The following is a 22811-nucleotide window of genomic DNA, read 5'->3' on the forward strand; positions in this document are numbered from 1 at the left end:
TAAGATGATTTATGTATGAGAGATAAGAGGCGTTGATCTTGTAATTCCGGCTTCGAAATCATTCGAAGCCGAAGAATATTTTTTATCTTCCTATAATTCCTTCCGCTTCCGGTCTGAATCTATAAATATAGTAAGGCCCTCTGCTCAGGATTGTGCTATCTGTTTGCAGGAAAACTTCGTTTAAAGCACTGCAAGTTAGATACATATATCCATCGGGAGAATATGTAAATCCATCCGGCCAACGAAAGCTCGGATCCTTAAATAAGGTAGTAATCTTCTTTGTTGGATCGATCAGATTCACAGCAGAATGCTCCGCATCAGTAACGTAGATATTACCGCTTTTATCAATGCTGATCCCGTCACTCATTGTTTTTAAGGAATATTGTTCTATTTGAGCCGCTAGTTGTGCAGCGGTTAACGTAGTATCTCTTAATACTGTCGTTTTTGCCCTATACAATTCTCCGGAGGTAAAAGGAGCAAAATACAACCATTCTCTATTTTGATCTAAGGCAATAGAGTCCGCATTGAATATGATCGAAACTCCTGCGACCTGGAATGGGCTCCCGTTTACTACGATCTCGTTCCTTTCACCAACAACGGAAACATGATCTTTTAAAAGACGTCTGGCTTTTTTAGAAACGATATCGTAAACCACGAGACCCGGATCCGGAATGATCGGGCTAGTATCGGTAATATAGATCGTCTCAGTTACGGTATCGATTTGCATATCATTGAATAAGGAATCCTTAGGTGCTATAGAGATCGGGAACTCATACTCGTGGATCGTAGCTCCAGTTTCTATATCGAATGCATATACCTTGGGTCTCGTAAGTCCTAAATTTCCATAATCTAAAGTCCAAAGACGATTTTTGTCGTCTACTCGAACGGATAGAACGGTGTTGAAATTTTTCTGAAAGTTCTGGTTAGGAAATGGGATCACCTGACCATTTTTAAGTTCTGCAACCTTGATCGTAGGAGTTCCCTGGGGAAAAAAAGAAAAGAAGATCCGACCAGTTGCGGAAGCGCTGATATTTCCTGGAGGTCGATCTAATTGGATTACTTTTTCCAAAGAAGCATTCGGATATTTAGGGATCGTTGTCCTATCTTCCAAATTGCCTGTTTCGCATTTTACAATGGCAGAAGCTATAGCCAATGCAAGGGTCAATTTTTTTAACATAAAATTTTCTCCACTGCCCATATCATAAGGCAAAAAAGAAAATGGTCGTCCACATTGTCTAAGTCGAACGTCCGAATTTAAGAATACGGTCTTTGTTTAAAAAACAAAACTTACAACTTTCTTATTTCATAAAGTACTAGTTTCAATCTATAAACACGAACTTCACTCAAAAGAACGGGATTATAGTCCCGAATTACCCTGTACTTATATACGTCTTACATTCCCTTTGATCACTTATACGGTTAACATTGTGAACGTTATAATTAGGAGTAAAATAGATACGAGTTCCCATTCCAAAATTATAATTTGCTTGGAAGCAAAGCCAATTGCTCCTATACTGTCAAAGTAACTTCCGAGCATATAGTTCAGACTCCCTCGGGATCAGGTTATGCGAAATATATACATTCCATTATTTACAGAAAAACGGGGCTTTCTATGCGCGAAAACCAGGTAAAAGTATACGGCTACAGGTGGGTGATCCTAGGCCTATACGCATTAATTACGGCAATTATTCAAATCCAATGGCTTACTTTTGCGCCGATAGCCAGAGAAGCGAAACTATTCTACGATGTTAGCAGTCTCCAAATCGATCTTCTTTCCCTAATTTTTATGGGAGTCTTCGTGTTAATGGCAATTCCAGCATCCTATATCATCGATACTTATGGGATCCGGATTGGAGTTGGGATTGGAGCTGCACTTACCGGTTTATTTTCATTAAGTAAAGGTGTATATGGAGATAATTACAATATCATCATTGCATCCCAAGTGGGACTCGCGATCGCACAACCTTTCATATTAAACGCAGTCACAAAAGTTAGTGTTCAGTGGTTCCCGATCACAGAAAGAGCGACAGCAGTTGCAATAGGAACATTGGCCCAATTCATCGGCATCATTTTAGTCATGGCGATCACTCCAAGGATGCTTGGAGAAGTGAATCCGAATCCACAAGAGATCCCAGGCATACTATTAAATTATGGACTCGTCGCACTTGTAGGTTCTGCTTTATTCTTAGCCTTCTTTAAAGAGAAACCTCCTACTGCGCCAGATCTTGCCGGAAAACAAGATACCAAATTTAAAGTTTTCGAAGGTTTAAAACATATCCTTAGCCAAAAGGACATGAGAAAATCTCTACTTCTGTTCTTGATCGGATTGGGAGTATTTAATGCGGTCAGCACTTGTATAGACCAGATCTGTGAAACAAAACATCTGAACATGACCCAGTCCGGAGAGATCGCAGGAATGATGTTAATGTCAGGAATTATCGCGGGGATTTTTGTTCCTCTGATCTCCGATAAAGTAGGAAGAAGACAACCTTTCTTAGTAGTCGCAATGGCGGGTTTTCTTCCTGGAATGTTATTATTCTCTTTAGCAAACGATTACACTCTAGTTTTAACCGGAGCATTTTTAATCGGTTTCTTCTTACTTGGGATCGGTGCTCCGATCGGATTCCAATACTGTGCAGAAATTACTTCCCCGGCTCCTGAATCTTCTTCTCAAGGTTTACTTCTTTGGATCGGCCAGATCTCAGGGATCTTATTTATCCTCGGTTTGAACTTCTTAGGGATCGATCTTTTCCTGAAAATTTTTATGGGACTCGGAGTCGTAAATTTAATTCTTTCATTCCTTCTGAAAGAATCTCCTCTAATGCTCGGCAGCCAAAAAGTTACAGAAAATACCTTATCACGCAAATAAATAAAAAAAGGTCCGTCGGAATTCCTCCGACGGACGGTTTAAGGTTTGCTATTCAATGGATAAAGTCGTTTGAAGATCAGATCGGAAATGATCGAATTCGTTCCCAAAATTTTTTATTTCCCAATTTTTAATTTATAGTCTGCCTGTCTTATACCTGCTCCGCTTTTAATAGGTGAGGCAATAGTTTCTTATACTTTTTAGCGTTTTTACGTCCTCGGATCTGATCAGAGATCATATTCCAAATTAAAGAGCCGGGAAGTCTAGGTTCCTTTCCTTCTCCCATTCTTCTGAATTGTAAACGGATCGCGGACATCTTAGATAATGAGTTAAGAGCAGGATTAGAAAGTTTAGGGATCTCGACGGAAACTTTTTCGACTGCACCGGAAAGTAATCCGTTCACAAATTCAGGATGAAATGCAAATGGAGCTGCTATCCCGACCAAATCACTTTGCCCGGAAAGAATGGCTTCATCCATAACGGATCTTGTTCTGAATCCGCCCGTAACTAATAAAGGGATCTTAGTGATTTCTTTTGCTTTCTTCGCAAATTCTAAAAAGTATGCTTCTCTTTTACCTGTGCCTGTCCCCTGCATTGCAGGTGATTCGTAATTTCCTCCGGAAATTTCCAAAAGATCTAGACCTAAAGGTTCGAGCATTTTAATTACTTGGATGGAATCTTCTTCTTGGAATCCTCCTCCTTGAAAATCCGCGGAGTTTAATTTTACTCCTAAACCGAAATCGGAACGAACAGATCCTCTGATACCTTTTAAGATCTCCAACAAAAATCTGGAACGATTTTCTAAGGAGCCGCCCCATTCATCTTTTCTAATATTTGTGATCGGAGAAAGGAACTGATTCAGTAAATAACCATGAGCGGAATGGACTTCTACCCCGTCGAATCCTGCTTTTTCTGCAAGAACTGCAGCATCTACGAATTTTTGGATCAACACCTTGATCTCATCTGAAGTTAAAGCTCTTGGTTCTCCAAAAACTTTTGCAAACATCCTTCCAGGTATATTCACTTTTACTGCAGAAGGAGCTACAGGTGTTTCAGTAATAAAACCGAAAGTCTGTCTACCAGGATGGTTGACCTGCATCCAAATTTTAGAACCACCTGATTTTCCTATCTCGGCCCATCTTTTCAAAGGAGAAAGATCGGCTTGTTTTCTTAGAATTACGTTTCCAGGACCGGTCAATCCCCCCGGATCGACCATTACATTTCCCGTAAGTAACATCCCTGCTCCGGACTTTGCCCATCTAGTATATAGTTTGAATAATTTCTCTCCGGGTAAGAATTCGGAATTCGAAAGACCTTCTTCCATGGAGGCTTTCACAATCCTATTTTTGAATATCTGGCCGTTCGGAAGTTTAAATTCGGAAGAGATGCCCTTCTTTTCTAATGCCTGGATCATAAAATTCTCACTCAAGTTATTTCCTACCATTCGGTATTTATTTGACTGGGCTGGTCAATAAAAATTCCTACCGGTTGGTATTTATTTTTAAGCTTTTATCGGAATTCGTTTGACCTTGGAATGAAATCTTAGGATACATAGGTCGAGAATGAAGGTCGCCAAAGGAAAACCTGGTTGGAAGAAAATGCCTGAGGAAGTCCGAAAGGAATCCATCCTACAGGCGGCAATGTTATGTTTTTTCAGCAAAGGTTTTGAAAGAACTTCCGTCCAAGACATAGCAGATGCGGCAGGGCTTACTAAAGGTGGGATCTATTTCCATTTTGAAAGTAAGGAAGAGATCAGAGATACTTTAATCCGTAACTTCCTTTCTTGGGAAAGATTCGGTTTCGAAGAACCTGAGGTAGTTAAACTACCTGCTCACCTTAGACTCGTAGAATACCTAGAAAGACTCGCTAACAGATTAGCGGTAGAAGGGAACTGTAGCCCCCGCCTTTTCGCGGAAGCAACTGCCTGCGGCGCGATGGAGAAAGAAATATTAGAATTTTATGATTCTTTAGAAAAACTTTTTTCAAAAACGATCAAAGAGGCTCAAAAAACAGGAATTATTAAAGCTGATCTCTCTCCTGAACTGACTGCAAGGACATTGATCGCTCTTTTTGACGGACTGCAGATCCAATCCGACATTTCCAACCAAAGAGCATTACAAACAATGGGAAGACAGGTCCTAAAAGGTTTTTTTAAATCGATGCTTTTTCTTCCTCACGATAATTGTGAGATCTGATCCGTTCGTCAGATGACCGAAAGTATAGTCTTATTTATTTCCTATTCCCTCTTACATTTTTTAGTTATTTCGAAGGTGAAGATCGCAAATTCTCAGATGCGATTGATCTTCTGGCTCGTATTTCTTCCGATGATCATCGCTATTGGATTAGCTCTTATTTCTATAGGTGAGATCCGAATAAACGATTCTTCCATAAAAATGCAGATCTTCACACATATAGCAGGTGTGATTATTATTTCTATCGCGGCTTGGCAATCCGAAAAATTTACACCGAGTTCCTTGTATAGAAATCGTTTCGATCCGTGTTCATACGGATTATTTTTATCCCTGCATAATGTGTCCATCTTTCCCTGGATCTATATTCAGATTATAATGAATGGGCCTTTGGAAGGGATTCCTTTCGGACAGATCTGTATATCTTCTTTTGTTATTTTGATCTTATATAATATATATTTAGTGAATACCAAAGAAATTTCTTTAGCACATCACCTGCTTCGTTTACTAGTTAGCTCGTTAGTTGTACTACTTTTGGATTTTTTTTTGCTCGTTACGATCATTCTAGGCGCAATATTAATCGAAGGGATAGAATGAACTTTAGAATTGAACGGCAAAAATTTAGATCTTAATCGGAAGATAAATACTGAATAATAAAAAGATCAGAGAGATCAAGATCGCCATCAAAGGTCGAATGATCCGGTAGACTTTCCAAATCCTAAGTTTGAATTCTTTATTCTTCATCGTTACATATTAGATAACAACTAAGAAGTCGATGATGGTCAAATTTTGGAAATTTTTTTAGAGTCCCTTAAGTAAGACTTTTGTAAAATTATCTTACGTCTTTATGTCTTTTTTTGATCCAGAGTCCATACAGGATCCCCACAAGAAATCCAGATACGATCACTATAATTAGAATTGGGTCCATCTTCTTTCTAGATTTATAATAGACCCTTGATTTGCAAGAGCTTACTTGTTCTTGCTAGTGACTGAAGTGATCTCGAGAGTGATGCCGGAAACTTGCAAGTATGTCCAATCAGTGCTTAGAGTGGGTGAAATTCCAGTAGTGCCAATAGAGCCTGAATCTCCAACGGCTACGATCCGATTTAGTTTTGAGCTATACGCAGCGGACATCCAATCATTGTATCCGCTTGAACCGCCACAAGTATCTAAAGCGCTGAACGCAGTCCAAGAAGTTCCTTGGTTAGAAGAATAAGCCCATCTGCAATTATATCCGAAAGTATAAATATTTCCCGACTTATCACTTGCAAAGCCGTTCGGTCTATTATTGGTTCCGAAACCTGTAGCTACTGAAGTTGGCCATGTTCCGTTCGAGTTCATCTTGGAACTCACGGACACAGAGTCGCCTCCCCTAGTTCCAACCAAATAGAAATCATTCGAACGTGATTTGAAAAATTGAAATGTAGTCATCTCATAAGGAGAAGCTGTAGGAGGATTCCATACCACCGAACCCAAAGAACTTCCTCCCGGGGGAAATGATTCGAGAGCATTAACGGATGCCGCAGGATTATATCTTAAAATAGCAGTATAGGATCCTACTTCCATCGAGCAATAGACCGTATTATTATAAATTGCAATTAGACAGGAAGCGTCAACAGAGCCGTAATCTACATCTGCGATATCTTCAATTACAGTCCATGTAACTCCATCCGAACTTTGGACCATATATAAGTTATCGCCTGAAGAAGAGGCATACTTGGAACCCGTTGCAATAAATTTATTCACCCCACCAACTGAGCCATAAGTGATAGTGCGTAATGGTAGATTTACCTGGCTTACATGTACGGCCGAATTCGGACACGCGATCCGTTTCCAGGTTACTGCATCAGGACTTGTCCAAATCCCACAGTTATTCGATCTAGATGTAAAGTCACCGCTGAGTGTTCCTACAGCTACAAATAAACCGTTCCCGTAAGTGATAGAGTATAAATTACCTCCGGAGCAATCCGGAAAAACGGAAGAACCTGTATTCACAGTCCAAGCAACTCCGTCAACACTAGTCCATAAAGAGCAAACCAGACCTACAGCTGCAAACTCAACTCCATTATCAGAAGTAGGTTGGAGTTGATTGGATATAACAAGATCCAAGGAAAGACCTACTATAGACTGGGAAGCATCTATATTCACTTCCTTAGCTTGGTTACAGTAAAAGATAAATAAGATATTGAATAATAAAACGAGTCTTTTCATAGCTAGGTTCTTTACTATAATAACAATTTATAGACAAATCTTTCCTTACTTTTTTGGGGTATTGGTGCACTCTTTATGGGAATGTTCTAGGCCCGATTTAGGTTTAGAACGATTCAAGGCTCTAATTTATAATCCGGTTCTAATATTCTTGGGCAGTATCGGAAGATGGTCCCAAGATAATGTCTCGCTAGGGAATGAAATACCCACTCTCCGGCGGCCTTTTGCACGTCTTCGGAATCTATCTCTGCAAACCCGCTCTTCTGAAAGAAAGAGTCCAAACTCCAATCTTCTTCTCCCGGGATAACTTGGACTTTTAACATTGCGTAGAATGAGCCTGAATCAGGATCGAATCTGAATACGATCGCTCTCCCACCTAAAGGATTCCGGATCGTAAAAGTAGCCCATTTTGCTTTAGGGCCCGAACCTTCGGATTTGATGTCGTATAATTCGTATTGTAGCTCTTTTTCGTCCCCGAAAAATTCATGAAATGCAGAACGAAACGCGCTCCCGAATTCCAGCTGAGTAGGATAGGAAGGATCTTCCGAAGAGTCCATGGACTTATTCTCGAAACAGGTTCCCGTATATCAAGATTTTTAGAAACTTAAGCCTATTGTAAAACAAGAGAAGGATTGGAGTTTTTTCTGAATTAGCCGAAACAATATGTATGGGGCAAAGAAGGATCGGAGAAAATAATCGACTTTTGATTTTCGGTCTTTCTTTATTCGGATCCCTATTCTTCTCAAATCCAATATCTACCAAAGATCTTTCCGGGATCTATAAAGAGATCGTGGTCCAGGATTTTGAAACGGAAAATTTTGGAGAAGAGAACGTAAAAGCAAAACTAGGGCCGGATTTTATTCCGGAAGTTAGGATTTCTTCCGTCTTCAGAACTCCTGAAAGAGAATCCGAAAAATCACTGTATGTGGAATTGAGTGCGGAAAAAAACCAATCCTTCCAGATCTTATTCAAAAATCCTTGGTCCTCAAAAGAATTCGTAAAAGAATTTAAGTTTCATATGTATGCGAATGAAGGTGGAGGTTCTCTTTTCGTTCTATTACGAGATTCCAGTCTAGATCAAAAAAAGATCCTTTTGACCCATTTCAATTTTTCAGGATGGAAGGTATTGTCCTTAGATATCACTCGCAAAGTAAGACAGGACGATCTGGTTACCCATAAAAATTCTGAGTTAGTATTTTTAGGTTTTTTATACGAAGCTCCCTTCGAAAGAAAAAGAGGAACGAGAGAAGTTTTCGTGATAGATGATATTCTCGCAAAGACGAGGCCTAAGTATCTACTCTTCCCCGGCGAAAAAGCATTAGTAAAATAATAGTTCTAATCGAGACCAAAAAGCCCTAAATCTTTTCGTGCCGGGTAGGAATTCCTTCTTTTTTCGAAATATTCCCAATCTCCCTTCTTCCAAGACTCTTTCAATTTATCGTTCTCTTCTTTGAGAAAAGTTTCGGTGGAAATTGGTTGGTTCGAAGTTATGAATTCGGATAGGCCCGGTAAGGGTTTTTCTTTATATAAGATACAAAGTTTTTCTGCAAGTCTATAGGTTCCCAAAAGTCTCCCCAATTGACTATAACCTGCGATATGAGGAGTAAAGATAGAATTTTCAAGACCGGCCATTTGTTCCGCGATCTTTCCTATAGGAGGTTCCGGATCAAACACATCGATTACCTTATACAGATCTTTTCTTTCCAAAATTTTTTGGAATGTTTCTTCGGACCAAACTTCTCCTCTACTTGTATTCAGAATTAAAGTTCCTTCTTTCAATTTAGAAACTTTTTCCAGATCCAACAAATTATGCGTAGGATAAGGTCCGTCCTTAGTTAAAGGCACATGTAAACTTACTATGGAACAATTTAATATTTCTTCGATCGGAACGGAACGGTCTTTGATGAACGGATCATTATAAATATATGAAATATTTTTTTCTTCTAGGATCTTTGCGAATTTTTTCCCGGTATTTCCGAAACCTATGATCCCTACCTTCTTCTTCCTTAATTCTTCTTCTGAAAAAAAATGAAGAATAGAGATCCAACAATATTCTGCAACAGACCCTGCATTACTTCCAGGTGAATTCAGAAATATCTTAGATACTTTTTTTAGGTCAGAAAAATTCACATGGTCCGTACCTGAACTTACGGTAGCGAAAATTTTCACGCTCGGGAACTTTCTACAAGTATCTTGGTTTATCTTAAGTCTAGTATTCGCGATTAGAATTTCTGGATGGAATTTTTCAGTCTCCTCAGGAAATTTAACTGGATAGGATCTTACGTCTAAATTCCGGAAATGGGAAAAAATTTCCGAAGCTCCAACGGTTCCTTCCGGATAGAATAAAATGGGAAGAGACATGAAGGAATGATTTCAAAAACCTTCCGAATCGCCAATTGATTTTCCCTGAAAAACGTCTTGCCTTCTCGAAGCCAAACAATACCGTCTATGCTTCCAACCGGTAAATATTTCAAATGTTCGAACGTTTAAAAGAAATCCCCCCGAAAATCTGGCTTTTTTCACTAGGTTTCCTGATCTTTCTCGCCCTAGTTGTTTTCCTACTTTGGGAGCCAGGCTCCCCCGGAAAAGACTTCGGTTTTGATGGAGATGATTCTCCCGGCTTTACCATTACTCAGAACGAGAATGGAGAATGGATCATTAATCCGGAAATCGTCGCAACTTCTAGAGAATTGTACAGAGACGGACAATGGTTGAATTACGACGAAATTTTACAATATGCTTCGAACGGAGAATTGGATCTGGTTTCTTCTCTTTGGGAATTAAGAAGAAAATGCCCTGCGGATTATACTCCTGATCAGTGCAATGAGATCGTAAAAGCATTCATATTAGAACAATATCCTGGTGCTGCAGGAGAGCGTCTCATCGGATTATTTCGAAAGTACCTTTCATACGAGATGGTGCTTAGAGAATTCGAACAGCCTAAGGGAAAAACTCCCGAAGAAATTTACGAAATCGTAAAGAAGAAAAGAAGGGAAATTTTCTCAGATCAAGATGCGAAACTGATCTTCGGATTAGAAGAGGCTGAAAAGGATTTCCAATTCGGTTATAATCAATTCTTGAGTGAGACCAAAAATCTTTCCGGAGATAAAAGACTCGCAAGGTATGAGGAATACCGTAAGGGAGTTTACGGAAATTATTATAATACGATCAATAAAAGAGAACCTAAGTTTACAAAATACGAGACTGAACTCTTCTTCAAAGAACCGGATCTGAATAAACTATCTGCTGCGGAAAAAGATCCTCAGGTCAGAGCCATCCGAGAAAAATATTTCGGAAAGGATGGAGCGGATCGTATCGAAAAAGTATATAAAGAGATCGAAGCAGCTAAACAAAAAGAAAACCAAACGGATCAAGAAGAACAGGCCTGGATAAAAGCTCACCCAACTGCAAAAGCCGACGAAAGAAATAAGGCACTCAATGATATCCGAGTGAAAAACCTAGGTCAGGAAGAAGCGGAAGCCTACGGCAGAAGAAAAGCATTAGAAGAAGACCAAAGACGTCTGCAAGGCCAATGATCCGGTTTTCCAGAAATCCGATTCGTCCTTTTTTGTGCCTAATCGGAATCTCATTCGGACTTTTGTTCGGAATGGAGCCCTTCGAGTTTTTTCCGGCCGGAGGGCTTGGCGCTTTCAGTGCTTATATTCTTTTTTTAGAATTAAAAGAATGGAGATCTAGATCCGCTTTTTATTGGCTTTTAGGTCTTTCTCAAACAATCAATCTTGTAGTTTTCTTTTGGATCCCCTCCTCTATCTCTGCGATCTCCGGAGCGGGCACTCTTGTTTCTTGGGCCTTATTTTTAGTATATGGTGTTCTCTCTCATTTTAAAATGGTCCTATTCTATTTCGGATGGAATTTTAGTTTATCCTTATATACGAAGTACGTAAACTCTTCTACAAGATCCGATCTACTAGGATGGATCCTTTTCCCGATCTGGGGAGTTTTATCCGACATTATAGTTCCTCAATTATTCCCTTGGTTTTGGGGAAATATGGCAGAAGGAAATCTTTCCTTCTCTCAAATCGCTTCCTGGTTCGGAGTTTATGGAGTGGGATTTTTTCTTCTTCTTGGAAGCTCTTCATTGTACTTCTTAAAAGATCAATCGCAAAGAAAATACGGGATCGTAGGAATTTTAATCTTTGGATTTCTTTGGACTCTCGGCGGATTTCGCTTATATTCCGCTCCGGATTATAGTGTTCCCTCCTCCACTCCTATCATAGAAAACGGGGTCTTAAAACTTTCAGGAATTCTAATACAGCCTAATACTTCTCCAGGCAAAAGGGAATTGGCAGAAAATCCCGAGTTTGTAGGTCAAACGATCAGCACAAGTTTAGAATTGGGTTTACGTTCTTCTTTAGAAACTTCTCCGCCTCCCGATCTATTATTTTTACCGGAATCCGCAGTTCCATTTCATGGGACCATTCCCAATGAAAATCCGAACCAAAGCGTATATTCTTCCACTTATCACGGTGCATTGATGTATCTTGCATATAAAACAGGAGCGGATATACTTTATAATGAACTAAACCAATTTCCGGAAGGTTTAAAAAATCAGGTCACACTTCTTTCTTCTTCCAATGGAGAAGTGATCCGCTATGATAAAAGAAGGCTATTGGCTTTCGGAGAATATCTTCCATTCGAATCCGTTTTTCCTTTCCTAAGAAAATTATTTAAGGAAACTTCTTTCTATATCACAGGTGGAGAGCCGAAACCTCTGATAGGAACAAGAGCCCTTCGAAGAGAAAAATTCCCTTCTCTCCCTTTAGAAGAAGAGACTCCGCTGATCCAAAATCCGGATCATTTCCGACCTTATTTAACCAGCTCAGGAAAAGAAGAAGTAGTCTCTTATCAAATTCTTCCCTTGATCTGTTACGAAGCGATGTTTCCGGCTTTGGTCACAGACTCGGTCTCTTATGCAGAGAAAGACAAATATACTTTTTTTGTGAATCCCACAAACGATTCCTGGTTTTCTTCCGAGGTAGAAGCTTGGCAACACGGTGGTGCAGTACGTTTTAGAGCGATCGAATTCGGACTTACGATGGTGAGACCTGCAGTGAATGGGATTTCTTTTGCAGTGGATCCTTTCGGTAGAAGTTTGAATCATCCGACTAAGTATAGTGAAAAGGATACAAGGTCTTTTTTACTTCCTGCTACAAAATTAGAACCGAACGGAAATACACTATATTCTAAATGGAGAAATATTCCCTTTTACTTTTATTCCATTTTAGCTCTCGCGTTATTCTTTCTTGCGGAGAAAACCGGGGTTTTCAAAACTAAGAACTGATTTTCTTAGGGGGATCTTTGTTAGAACATACATTCTGTCATCTTCCAGGGATCGATATATTGGAAGAGGCAAAACTCTGGGACCAAGGTATATTGCATTGGGAAGAGTATAGAGAGTTATTAAAAGAAAAAGTAAAAGATCCTTCCGATATGCATTCCAGATTACTTCTGGATTCTCTCGATTTTTCCAGAAAGGAAATGGATCGAAAGAACTGGGATTATTTCTTCTTCGCTCTACCAAACCAACAAAAATGGAGATTGTTTCCGATCATTCGAGAAAATCTTCTCTATCTTGATATCGAAACTTCAGGCCTAGGCTCCACAGATTTTGTTACCGTAGTAGGAACATACGACGGCAAAAATTTCAAAACATATCTTCGCGGAAGGAATATGGATGATTTTCCGGAAGAACTTTCGAATTCACATGTTTTTGTTACTTATAACGGAGCCGCATTCGATGTTCCTTTTTTAGAAAGAGAGTTCGGAAGAAAATTCAAAAATCGTCATTTAGATCTGATGTATATTCTTCGTAGCCTTGGGATCAAAGGTGGTTTAAAAGGAAGCGAAAAGGCATTAGGAATTAAAAGAGATCTTCCTTACGAAGTCAATGGAGCTGATGCGGTCCGACTATGGTGGCAGTATGTTCAATACGATGACCAAGATGCATTGGATCTTTTATTAAAATACAATAAAGAAGATGTGGTGAACCTAGAACTTTTATTTATCAAGGCCTACAATCTTAAGATAAAAGACACTCGATTTTTTGGCGAAGTTATAACTGAGACACAAAGTTGAAAAAGTCGCAGGAAGGGCGGACCCTGAGTGATTTTGCGCTAGCAAAATTGTATCGAAGGGGCGTCTTAGAGTAAACTCTTCGCATTAATTTCCTGACTTCACCTCTCTGTGGCCCGCGCCTCTGCGTGGGAAATCTTAGCGTCTCTCCATTCTTAACTCTGCGCCTCTGCCTCAGCGATCCAACGATAGGTTTCGTAAGGAGGTTCAGTCTCTAATACTTCCACCCAACCTTTATCCACAAACTTACGCACCATAGAATGAAGAATTGCCATAGCAGTATTATAATATCCTGAATTCGCGACCTTCTCCCCCATCGCTTCCAATGTAAGAGTGGACAGATCGTATTCTTTTTCTTTTAATCTGCGAATGATCCCTCTTTCCAATATTTGTAATGTTTTATGCAGAAGTTTAATCGCCTTTTGCGGAGATTCAGGTTCCGGTCCATGAGCAGGTAATAATCTACGAATACTCATTTTAGAAATTCGCTCCAAGGATCTGTAATAGTCCTCCAAATTTCCATCAATCTCGGCGTAAATCGAAGATATGTTTTGAAGGACTAAATCTCCTGTAAAAAATATATTCTCTTCCAATATATAAGGAGTTAAATGCCAGAGATTATGGCCTGGAGTATGTAAAAATCCGATCTCTCTTCCTCCGGCCTGGATCACATCCCCTTCCACAAGTTCTACATCGAATTTTAAGACTGGCTCGATCCGAGTCCCTCTACTTAATGTATTTCTTAAGTTTAAATTTCCTTCTTCAATTCTTGCCAACTCTCGTTTACGATCTCCCGGCACACGATGTCCCTTATAGACCAAACGTTTTTAAGCACGGTTGAACATTTCTACGTGTTCCAGATAATTCCCGATACCGGAAGCCATTCCTTTCATCGCATACAGTTTTGCATCCGTATAATATCGTATCGTAAGGACCGCACTCAAATGATCCAAATGATTATGAGTATAAAATATATGTTTGATCTTATTTAGGCTAAGCCCGATTTTTCGGAGAGCTCTTTGGAGCATTCCCAAGTTGGCGAGATACCCGGAATCGATGAGCGTAGGTTCGCCTTCAGGAAGAATGTATATATTATTAGGCGCGTAAAATGGCTGAGGGATCTCAGTCTTAAAAATTCCGTCCCCAATCTCTTTTACGTCTGGTATGGAGTCATAGTGATGGATTTTCAAAATTGAATTCTCCTGAAACTAGATCGATCCACTTAGTTCCTCTCCTAGGAAAACAAGCGACTCCTTTCTCTGCAAGCTTCTAAATTTCCTTTTCTGATATACTCGGAAAGAATTCGGATCGAGTCTAGATTTTCTTTTGCCTCTTCCCCCAAGATCCGTTTGATATGTTTCGTTTCGAACGAAGAAAGTTTCCCATCGAAAGAACAAGCTACGCATAAAAGTTTCAAACAGGCCTGTTTTTCCGGAACTGATAATTTGGAGATCAAACTTCCAAAGGTGTCTAGATCATCTAAAGAACCACTATGGGAATTCAATCCGAATCCCTTATGCATTTTGATCAGCATGTATTCCAAATTCGGATGGAACCTTTGGGTGAATACGACTGAGTTTCCAATAGCCGCGAGAAAAGCGATCTTTGCGTTTTCACTCAGAGTTTTGGATCTAGATAATATTTCGTCCGTGATCTCTCTTGCGATAATCCTGGATAGAAGTCTGATCCTAAGTTCTTTTAAGATCAGATACATGACTACTCCGTCCCAGATCGCAGTGATCGGGGCAGCCACATAGTCTGCATATACTCGAAGAGAGTTCCTCGCTAAAATTTTTCGAAGAACGATCTTCGCCAATAAATTCGAAAGTAAAACTTTGGTTTTATAAAAGAATGTTCTGATCAGAAGACTTCTTTTATCCGTAAGCCTGAGAGGATCGATTCCTAATAGTTTCAGATCCGGATCCGGGATTTCCAAAGCCATTCTGGATAATAAGTTCGCATTCCCGGTAACTAAATCAGGATCCTCTTCCAGCTGGATCCCGGAAAGTTTGGTGAGCCTATACGCCGCCCATAATCCCAATTTATATAGAAGGTAAAATTCTAAAATAGTTCCGATCGCGAGTGCGGCTCCGGCATAACTCCATTTTTCTATGAACTCAGGAGAGAAAACTTCCGGAGATTCCGGAAAAAGTTTTTCCACAAGTATGATTAAATAAGTAGTCCAAAATCCGATCTGTAATCCCCAGAAAGTTGCCCAGCGGATAATTTTCGTGCTCTTAGGAAAAAAATCTTCGCTAGGTTCTTCCGACGTATTTTTATCTTTTTCCTCTCTGACATAATCCAGAAGGATTTGTATTCCCCATTTTTCTAGAACACCCGGTTTATAATCGGAATATGATTCGGCCCTAACATCCATAAGAAGGAAGATCGAAACCCAAAATTAGAGGTTCGTCAACTCGAATGGGGAACCTGAACCTGAGTTTCCCGGGTCTAATGCGCCAACAGGTCGAGTTTTCGTTCCCAGGATTTCATTCTTGACCGTGATTTTCCGAAGATAGATATTAGAATTATGGCGTTCTCAAAACCGTTTTTTTCCAAATTGATCCCAGCATGTATCGGCCTGATCGCCTCGGCCATTCTGCTTGTGTCCTGCAATAACAACGATGTTAATAAAATTGATCTAACCGCAACAGGAACCGACGGTTCTACTTTTCCTATCCAAGGAGAGATCGATAAGGACAAAACTTCCAACTGCGGAACTGCAACTCCTTATTCTAGCTCCGGAACTGGAACCACGACCGGAACTACTACAGGAAGCACCGGAACTACTAACAATTTATTTACGATCAACTCTCGTATGTATTTTACTACCGGAGCGTATATCACTTTAAAATTCGTATACGACGCGACCCAAAACCAAGGTTCTGTGGATGCACAACAAGGTTTCACTTACTCAGGCTTACCTTCTCTTGGAATTCCTGCTGCATTGGCGAATTTCGGAAAAATTTTCTGGGGAGGAAGCGGAGTCCCGGTAGATACCGCAACTTCAAATGCTCAGTCTTTATCTTATCTGACTGTTTCTTTGGACCTAGTCGGGAAGAAGGTTGATTCCGGATCGGTTGGACTTGCTTTAACACAATGTAATACAACGGACTTTGTTAAATGTACCTCTTCTACTTCTAATAGTATGTGTTTTACCCAAGACGGGATCAATTGTTTCAATGTAAATAGTATAGCTGGAACAACTGTTTCAATCAAGGGAGATATTAACTGTACAAGTAATGCAATCCCTGCAGGTTCTTCTACTACCACTCAATGATTTGATCTAAAAGATCGGATTTGCAAAAAAGCCGCTATAATTAGCGGCTTTTTTATTATACTTCCATTAACTTACGGAATTGTTCTTTGACCAAGTTTCCTTCATTGGATTCGGGATAAGATTTTAAGAACCCGAGTAATTCCTCTACGTCGGAAACGAATTCTTCGTTTAGGCTTTTGCGGATATTATATCTATTCAATAAAGAAAGGATAACAAGATCGTCTTGGGAATTTCTTTCTTCTTTAGCGAATAAGGAATGCGCCAATTTTTTATCATTCTTATCCGCAATTTCCAATAACTTTAAGATCGGATAGGTATATAAACCGTTACGAAAGTCCTTGAGCGGGATTTTTCCTGTCTGATCTCCGGCTTGGAAATAATCGATCGCATCATCTTGTTTTTGAAAAAGAAATCCTAATCGAATTCCGAATTCATGAAGTTTTTTTCTGGTCTTCTTAGGAACTTCAGTTAGGATCCCCGCTGCTTCGGACACAGCTCCGAACAAGGATGCTGTTTTTCCATAAACTACTTTATTATATATATCTAAAGTGATTTTAGGATTTTTCTCCCATTCCATTTGTATCAGTTCGCTAACTGAAAGATCTTTTATGACTGTTGTAAAAAGATCCATAAGATCAGGAGAACTTAAGCTATTCAAATGATCTATACCACATGCGAGAAGATAGTCTCCCGCCAAAATAGAAGTTTTATTTCCGAACTTGGATGGAACGCTTGGCATCCCTCTTCTGGTCTGGGCCTCGTCCACAACATCGTCATGCAGAAGGCTTGCGGCATGGATCAACTCCGCAATTGCTCCTACATCCGTATATTTTTCGCCCTTATACCCTAAAATTTTACAAAGACAATAATGCAGAATAGGACGGATCCTTTTCCCTCCGGACCGAATCGTATAATCTTTGATTTCGGCCAGAATACGAAGATCTTCGTCTATGATTTCTTTTAGTTTTTTATCGAACTTTCGGACTAAGAGATCCTTCAATCCTTTGGCTTTCACGCGGTTTTCCTGTTTCGACAGTATTTAGAATCGAATTTTCGACTCAAGCAGTAAAGGATTCGGAACGAGGCATTCCAGACCAATTTCTGGTCAAGGTTTCCATTTATTGTCTAAGGCGAGAAGATGACGAGAGAGTATCTTTTCCATATCCCTGTCCTCTTTTTTGCGATAAATATGGATCAGGTTACGGAACATTCTTTTGAGAATGGTAAGACTACTTGCATGAGTGAAGTATCTTTCGTGAGCTTGGAATCCATTTGCCTTTAAAAAACGAATACAGGTGGATCTGTCCAACATGACCCCGCCATGATAAGAATCTATATAGGTCTGGAATTCGGAAGATTCAAAATGTAGAAGGAAATGTAAGGGCATGTTGACCCCGTATAGAGGCAACTGTAGTCTATGAGCGACCAAAAGATAAATTACTGATAGAGAAATCGGGATCCCTTTTTTAGAAGAGAATACCTTATGCAAATAAGAATTGTTCGGATCCTCATACTGATCATGGTTTCCACCAAAACCTTCCTCTTGAGAAAGTACTCTGGTTAAAAAATGCACTTTTACTTCATCAGAAGCAAGGTCCTCGTTCAGATCCACTAACTCTTCTACACGAAGCGCGATCCGATCTAGATATGTTCTGAACTCCAAGTAAGAAAGATCCGGATCGATTACTGTAGAAAGTAGAAATACACCTTCTTCCAGATCATCATAATGATTCGGATGTCCTTTTTCAGCTAATATAGAATAACGATAACTGATCCTTTCCGAATGAATATCCGCGCCGACCGATCTTGCGAATACTCTAAGTGTAGGATCTTTTAGTTCGTCAGCAACTTCTTGAACACGAACTTGCCAAGGGATCATTCCTGCGATCTCTTTAATGATCCTAGATTTATCTTGTAACGATGCAAACTCTAGTTGATAAAACTTATCCTCGATCTTATCCGGAGGAAATGGAACTGTGCCGAAGGAAGAATCGGAGAATTGCATAACTATAACGTGTAATTACGAAAACGAAAGTCAATTCGGATCTGAAAGATAGATACAAAAAAGGATGAGCAGTATAAATTAACTATGTCTTCCTTTTTTTTCGAACACACTTGTTCGAGTGAAGTGGAAAATAAATTTTTGATCCTTAAAATTTGAAAGAGAGGAAGAACGGGTTAGAGAAATGTATGTCTCTAACCCGAGAGGATTATTAGACTGTTAACTGCTCCAATTCTTCTAATGCTTTCTTTTCTTGTTCTGCATTCGGAGGAGTTCCATGCCAGCCTGGATTATTTTCCATGAAGGAAACTCCTTTTCCTAAAACTGTTTCAAAAAGAATGATCGTAGGAGAACCTTTATGAGCTTGCGCTTTATCAAATGCCGAAACGATGGATTCGATATTATGGCCGTCGGCTTGGATCACATTCCAACCGAAGGCTGCAAACTTTTTATCTAAAGGTTCGAGATTCATCACATCTTTTGTGAATCCGTCGATCTGGATCCCGTTCTTATCCATAAACGCGATTAAATTATCCGTTTTATAATGTGCAGCCGACTGGGCAGCTTCCCAAGTCATACCTTCTCCACATTCTCCGTCGGAGATACATGCATACACTTTGTAATTTTTCTTAGCTAATCTCGCTCCTAAAGCGATCCCAACCGCAACAGAAAGTCCTTGGCCTAAGGACCCGGAGGAGCTTTCGATCCCTTTTAGATAACGAGTAGAAGGATGTCCCTGTAGCTTAGAGTTTATGTTCCGAAAGGTAAGAAGGTCCGCCTCCGGAAAAAATCCTGCCTGAGCCATAGCAGCATAACGTACTGCACATACGTGACCATTAGAAAGGATCAATCTGTCTCTATCTTCCCAATCCGGATCAGCAGGTTTATGATTTAAGACTTTTTTGTATAAGACCGCATAGATATCTGCGAGTCCCAGAGGACCGCCAGGGTGACCGGACTTTGCTGCGGTGACCATCTTGATTACGTTCTTACGGATATTATTCGCGAATACTTTGATTTCTTTTGTATCTGCCATTAGTAGCTTCTCCGGAGTTCAATTCGAGCGGAACAGGAACAGTCCCGAGATATAAACGAGTGTATATAATGGTAGAAAAATAAAGTGAAGCTTCCTATGGAACCCTTTTTTTCGAGTAAATCCGGACCAACCCATGAGTAACATCAGGATCAAAGTTACTGCTGCAATAGCTCTATGAATATCGATATAAACTTTATCTACAGTCGCGATCACGCCGGATTGCTCGATCCCATCTCCCAAATATTTTAAACCGAGCAAATAAACGGCGGTGCTTAAATTGAAAAAGATGCCTGCCGAATTAAAAGCCCGATGCAAACGATTATTTCGAACACGAAACCAGTATCCTACGTAAAAAAACAGGATAGAAAGGGTCATGCCGGTATTGATGAGAAAAAGAGACATCTGGCCAGCAGACAATATTCTGAGAACGGAGAAAATCCTTTTTAATCGATTGACCCGACAAAATGATTTCGAAAACTGTCTCTGAACGCTGCCTTAGCTCAATTGGTAGAGCATCTGATTTGTAATCAGACGGTTGTGGGTTCGATTCCTATAGGCAGCTCGTTCATTTTTCGAATAAGATTGACCGACGACCCCGAGCAAAAATAATGGCTCTCAACAACGGGTAGGTACTCAAGCGGTCAACGAGGGCAGACTGTAAATCTGCTGGCCCAGCCTTCGAAGGTTCGAATCCTTCCCTGCCCAAAGTTCTTTTCTCTTCTCTCAAAACAAAATCTTAATATACTAAAAAATCCGGAAGGATTCGAAGCTTTCGAGCGAGAGCGTTTGCAGCGACCCATAGGGAGCGTAAGCAAACGCGACTTGAGCCATGGATGGCGAAAAGCGCGAGAAAGACGTCGTGGAGCCCAGTTGAGCAGGACGCGAAACTGCCTAACGACGAATCCTTCCCTGCCCAAAGTTCTTTTCTCTTCCCCAAAACAAAATCTTAATATACTAAAAAATCCGGAAGGATTCGAAGCTCGTAAGCGAAAGCGTTTGCAGTGACCCGTAGGGAACGTCGCAAACGCGATCTGAGTCCATGGATGGACGAAGACGCGAACGAGACGCCTCGGAACCAAGTCGAACAGGATGTGAGACTGTGTAGAGGCGAATCCTTACCTGCCCAAAGTTCTTTCCCTTTCTCCCAAAACAAAATCTTAATATACTAAAAAATCCGGAAGATTTTGAGCGATCCATAGAGAGCGAAAAACCCGAAGGGTGCCGCAAAGCGAAAGCAAATCTTAAACCAAACCTCACTCCCCAAATGCACTCCACTTAAAATCGCTTGCATCAATAATACTTCCGGGTTAACTTAACCGCTCCAAATGAAACGAGCCATTCCTATACTCTTCCTACTAATCATTCCATTTTTCTTATACAATTGCCCGGATTCTCCTGCACATAATTGCCAAGAAAAATACGACTATATGCAAATGGAGAGGGAGATGTATACTTTTTGCCTATCGGACCCGGAAATTTCTGAGGATAGAAAGAATTTTTGCACTCTCTCTTTAGCGGACGCAATCCCGAAATGGGAAAAGAATTATGAACATTGTAGAAACTTCTTTAATCGGAACCCTTGTATCGATAGCAAATCTTGCAAATTATGATCTTACTTATACTATCGCGACAGTGATCGAAGCGGAAATCCGGCAATGCACCGTTTATGGTGCTTTGCTGATTGAAGCGTAGAGCGCGGCCCGAGCGCGAATAACTTATAAATCTATAGATCACAATTGGAGTTCGCGAGGGAGTCGCCCAAACGATAATTTTGGGGAACCATATTCTCAAACAAGGTCTTATGAGAAGCAAAAGAAACGTAAGTCATGAACCTAAAGATAGCAGCCAATACTCCCAAACATCTTCTTCTAAAAATAATTCTTATATTAACATCGATCTTACTTTTAAGCACCTGCAAAAAATCAGGGGTATCGGAAGACAAAACGGTCGCGATCCTTAACGCAAATATTTTCGACGGAGAACAACTGATCAAAGATCATACAGTGATCATCCGAGGGAATAATATTCTGTCTGTAGGAGGAGAAGTTCCTACAGACGCAGAAGTCATCGATGCACGAGGGGCAACATTGATGCCTGGCCTCATCGACTCTCATGTTCATACGGATATATCAGGTTTACATGATGCACTTTTATTCGGTGTGACTACTGAACTTGAGATGACAGGCAATTGGATGTTTTGGGAGCGCTGGCAAATTGAAAGACGCAACGATATTGCGGACATGCGCTCTGCAGGAATGGGGATCACTCCTCCCGGAGGACATCCAACACAATATATAAAGTTAAGTAATAACTGGTTATTAAAATTATTCTTTCAATATCCGTTCGTTTCCACTCCGGAAGAAGCGGCCGCTTTCGTGGACAAACAAGTTGCAGAAGGTTCCGATTTCATCAAGATCATTATAGAAGATGGAGATACTGTAGGAACTCCAGGACTTCCGGTCATTGACGAAAAAACTTTAGTTGCTTCCGTAAATGCGGCTCATCGTCACGGAAAAATGGCGATTGCTCATGTAACTTCGGTTTCAGGAGGACAAAGAGCTATTTCTGCGGGAGTGGATGGTCTGGCTCATTTGTTTTTCGATCAGAAACCGAGCAAAAAATTTGTATCGGATATTTCTTCTTCAGGTGCTTTTATTGTTCCTACATTGACTACACTTTCCAGTGCGTTCGGCCATAGTCCGACTAGTTTAGTTTCTGACAAAAGAGTTAGTTCTAAGTTAAGTAAAGAATGGTTGGAAGCTCTTTCTAAAAATATGAATGTATATCCTCAGGGGAAACTGGAAGATGCTTTTGAAAGTGTAATGATTTTGCATAAGGCCGGTGTGGATATTTTAGCGGGTAGTGATGTATCAGAACCAATTGCGGATCTAGGAGGACTTGCTCATGGTGCAAGTTTGCATCATGAATTACAACTTTTAGCGAAGGCTGGACTTACTCCGATGGAAGCATTGCGGGCGGCGACTTCTGTTCCCGCTCGTCGTTTCGGATTAACGGATCGAGGCAGGATTTTTCCTGGAGCTCGTGCAGATCTTTTGTTGATAGATGGAGATCCTTTGAAAAATATCTCGGATACATTATCCATTCGTTATGTATGGCGTAATGGAGTTCGGCAATAG

Annotated in this window: 20 protein-coding genes, 2 tRNA genes and 2 pseudogenes; 12 read left to right on the top strand and 12 right to left on the bottom strand. The window is 40.3% G+C overall.

The genetic code is table 11. The features are described 5' to 3' along the window. Positions 1–82: 82 nt before the first annotated feature. Positions 83–1177 (bottom strand): L-dopachrome tautomerase-related protein, encoded by a 1095-nt coding sequence (locus EHQ64_RS11915; RefSeq protein ID WP_135649706.1) that lies wholly within the window; start codon positions 1175–1177, stop codon positions 83–85. 435 nt (positions 1178–1612) lie between these two features. Between EHQ64_RS11915 and EHQ64_RS11920 the strand changes: the two genes are divergently transcribed. Further along, positions 1613–2869: an MFS transporter gene (locus EHQ64_RS11920; protein ID WP_135649707.1), complete on the top strand. Its 1257-nt coding sequence runs from the start codon at positions 1613–1615 to the stop codon at positions 2867–2869. Positions 2870–3017: 148 nt separating this feature from the next. On the opposite strand, the gene EHQ64_RS11925 is transcribed toward EHQ64_RS11920, so the two are convergent. Further along, complete coding sequence (locus EHQ64_RS11925) at positions 3018–4295, bottom strand: NADH:flavin oxidoreductase/NADH oxidase family protein (protein WP_135649708.1); 1278 nt, start codon at positions 4293–4295, stop codon at positions 3018–3020. Between the two features lie 133 nt (positions 4296–4428). Here EHQ64_RS11925 and EHQ64_RS11930 point away from each other — a divergent pair, with 133 nt between their 5' ends. Both EHQ64_RS11930 and EHQ64_RS11935 read left to right on the top strand, forming a co-directional pair. Then, positions 4429–5061, top strand: coding sequence for a TetR/AcrR family transcriptional regulator (locus EHQ64_RS11930; protein ID WP_135649709.1), 633 nt, complete (start codon positions 4429–4431; stop codon positions 5059–5061). Between the two features lie 12 nt (positions 5062–5073). Beyond that, the gene (locus tag EHQ64_RS11935) at positions 5074–5652 is read left to right on the top strand and encodes a hypothetical protein (RefSeq protein ID WP_135649710.1); all 579 of its coding nucleotides are present in this window, start codon (positions 5074–5076) and stop codon (positions 5650–5652) included. 24 nt (positions 5653–5676) lie between these two features. Here the strand turns inward: EHQ64_RS11935 and EHQ64_RS20480 are convergent, their stop codons facing one another. From EHQ64_RS20480 to EHQ64_RS11945, 3 genes are all read right to left on the bottom strand, one after another. After that, on the bottom strand, positions 5677–5799 hold the full coding sequence (locus tag EHQ64_RS20480; RefSeq protein ID WP_281275529.1) for a hypothetical protein: 123 nt from the start codon (positions 5797–5799) through the stop codon (positions 5677–5679). Between the two features lie 225 nt (positions 5800–6024). Continuing rightward, entirely contained in the window at positions 6025–7266 is a 1242-nt protein-coding gene (locus tag EHQ64_RS11940) for a hypothetical protein (protein WP_135649711.1), read from the bottom strand. A gap of 113 nt (positions 7267–7379) precedes the next feature. Next, a complete protein-coding gene (locus EHQ64_RS11945; protein WP_135649712.1) occupies positions 7380–7820 on the bottom strand; it encodes a hypothetical protein in 441 nt (146 codons plus the stop codon). Between the two features lie 110 nt (positions 7821–7930). On the opposite strand from EHQ64_RS11945, the gene EHQ64_RS11950 reads away from it, so the two are divergent. Next, complete coding sequence (locus EHQ64_RS11950) at positions 7931–8593, top strand: flagellar assembly protein FlaA (protein WP_135649713.1); 663 nt, start codon at positions 7931–7933, stop codon at positions 8591–8593. Positions 8594–8598: 5 nt separating this feature from the next. On the opposite strand, the gene EHQ64_RS11955 is transcribed toward EHQ64_RS11950, so the two are convergent. Further along, on the bottom strand, positions 8599–9624 hold the full coding sequence (locus EHQ64_RS11955; protein ID WP_135649714.1) for an NAD(P)-dependent oxidoreductase: 1026 nt from the start codon (positions 9622–9624) through the stop codon (positions 8599–8601). A 113-nt stretch (positions 9625–9737) separates the two neighbouring features. Here EHQ64_RS11955 and EHQ64_RS11960 point away from each other — a divergent pair, with 113 nt between their 5' ends. Genes EHQ64_RS11960 through EHQ64_RS11970 form a run of 3 tightly spaced genes read left to right on the top strand, consistent with a single transcriptional unit; the run spans position 9738 to position 13359 of the window. Then, entirely contained in the window at positions 9738–10799 is a 1062-nt protein-coding gene (locus EHQ64_RS11960; protein ID WP_135649715.1) for a lipase secretion chaperone, read from the top strand. Next, positions 10796–12565, top strand: a complete 1770-nt coding sequence (locus tag EHQ64_RS11965) for an apolipoprotein N-acyltransferase (protein ID WP_135649716.1) — start codon at positions 10796–10798, stop codon at positions 12563–12565. The genes EHQ64_RS11960 and EHQ64_RS11965 overlap by 4 nt, the downstream gene beginning before the upstream one ends. Positions 12566–12582: 17 nt before the next feature. Continuing rightward, positions 12583–13359, top strand: coding sequence for a ribonuclease H-like domain-containing protein (locus EHQ64_RS11970; protein WP_135649717.1), 777 nt, complete (start codon positions 12583–12585; stop codon positions 13357–13359). A gap of 152 nt (positions 13360–13511) precedes the next feature. On the opposite strand, the pseudogene EHQ64_RS11975 reads toward EHQ64_RS11970, so the two are convergent. Further along, positions 13512–14546, bottom strand: a pseudogene (locus tag EHQ64_RS11975) (MBL fold metallo-hydrolase). A gap of 44 nt (positions 14547–14590) precedes the next feature. Beyond that, positions 14591–15733: an LBF_2804 family protein gene (locus EHQ64_RS11980; protein WP_135649718.1), complete on the bottom strand. Its 1143-nt coding sequence runs from the start codon at positions 15731–15733 to the stop codon at positions 14591–14593. Between the two features lie 153 nt (positions 15734–15886). Between EHQ64_RS11980 and EHQ64_RS11985 the strand changes: the two genes are divergently transcribed. After that, positions 15887–16636 (top strand): LIC10920 family plasminogen-binding lipoprotein, encoded by a 750-nt coding sequence (locus EHQ64_RS11985; protein WP_135649719.1) that lies wholly within the window; start codon positions 15887–15889, stop codon positions 16634–16636. 55 nt (positions 16637–16691) lie between these two features. Here EHQ64_RS11985 and EHQ64_RS11990 read toward each other — a convergent pair whose 3' ends face one another. From EHQ64_RS11990 to EHQ64_RS12005, 4 genes and pseudogenes are all read right to left on the bottom strand, one after another. After that, positions 16692–17651 (bottom strand): polyprenyl synthetase family protein, encoded by a 960-nt coding sequence (locus EHQ64_RS11990; RefSeq protein WP_135649720.1) that lies wholly within the window; start codon positions 17649–17651, stop codon positions 16692–16694. 90 nt (positions 17652–17741) lie between these two features. Then, positions 17742–18641 carry a transglutaminase-like domain-containing protein gene (locus EHQ64_RS11995; RefSeq protein ID WP_135649721.1) on the bottom strand — a complete coding sequence of 300 codons (900 nt, stop codon included), beginning with the start codon at positions 18639–18641 and terminating at the stop codon, positions 17742–17744. 208 nt (positions 18642–18849) lie between these two features. After that, positions 18850–19677: pseudogene (locus tag EHQ64_RS12000) on the bottom strand (transketolase); the annotation flags it as partial. Between the two features lie 15 nt (positions 19678–19692). Then, positions 19693–20076: a hypothetical protein gene (locus EHQ64_RS12005; RefSeq protein WP_135649723.1), complete on the bottom strand. Its 384-nt coding sequence runs from the start codon at positions 20074–20076 to the stop codon at positions 19693–19695. Positions 20077–20163: 87 nt separating this feature from the next. Here EHQ64_RS12005 and EHQ64_RS12010 point away from each other — a divergent pair. From EHQ64_RS12010 to EHQ64_RS12020, 4 genes are all read left to right on the top strand, one after another. After that, positions 20164–20236 (top strand) — tRNA-Thr (locus tag EHQ64_RS12010). A 61-nt stretch (positions 20237–20297) separates the two neighbouring features. Continuing rightward, positions 20298–20379: transfer RNA gene (locus EHQ64_RS12015), tRNA-Tyr, on the top strand. A gap of 840 nt (positions 20380–21219) precedes the next feature. Further along, positions 21220–21366 (top strand): hypothetical protein, encoded by a 147-nt coding sequence (locus EHQ64_RS20225; protein ID WP_167882396.1) that lies wholly within the window; start codon positions 21220–21222, stop codon positions 21364–21366. Between the two features lie 134 nt (positions 21367–21500). Beyond that, positions 21501–22811, top strand: a complete 1311-nt coding sequence (locus EHQ64_RS12020; protein WP_135649724.1) for an amidohydrolase family protein — start codon at positions 21501–21503, stop codon at positions 22809–22811.

The organism is Leptospira sarikeiensis (assembly GCF_004769615.1).
GTDB lineage: Bacteria > Spirochaetota > Leptospiria > Leptospirales > Leptospiraceae > Leptospira_B > Leptospira_B sarikeiensis.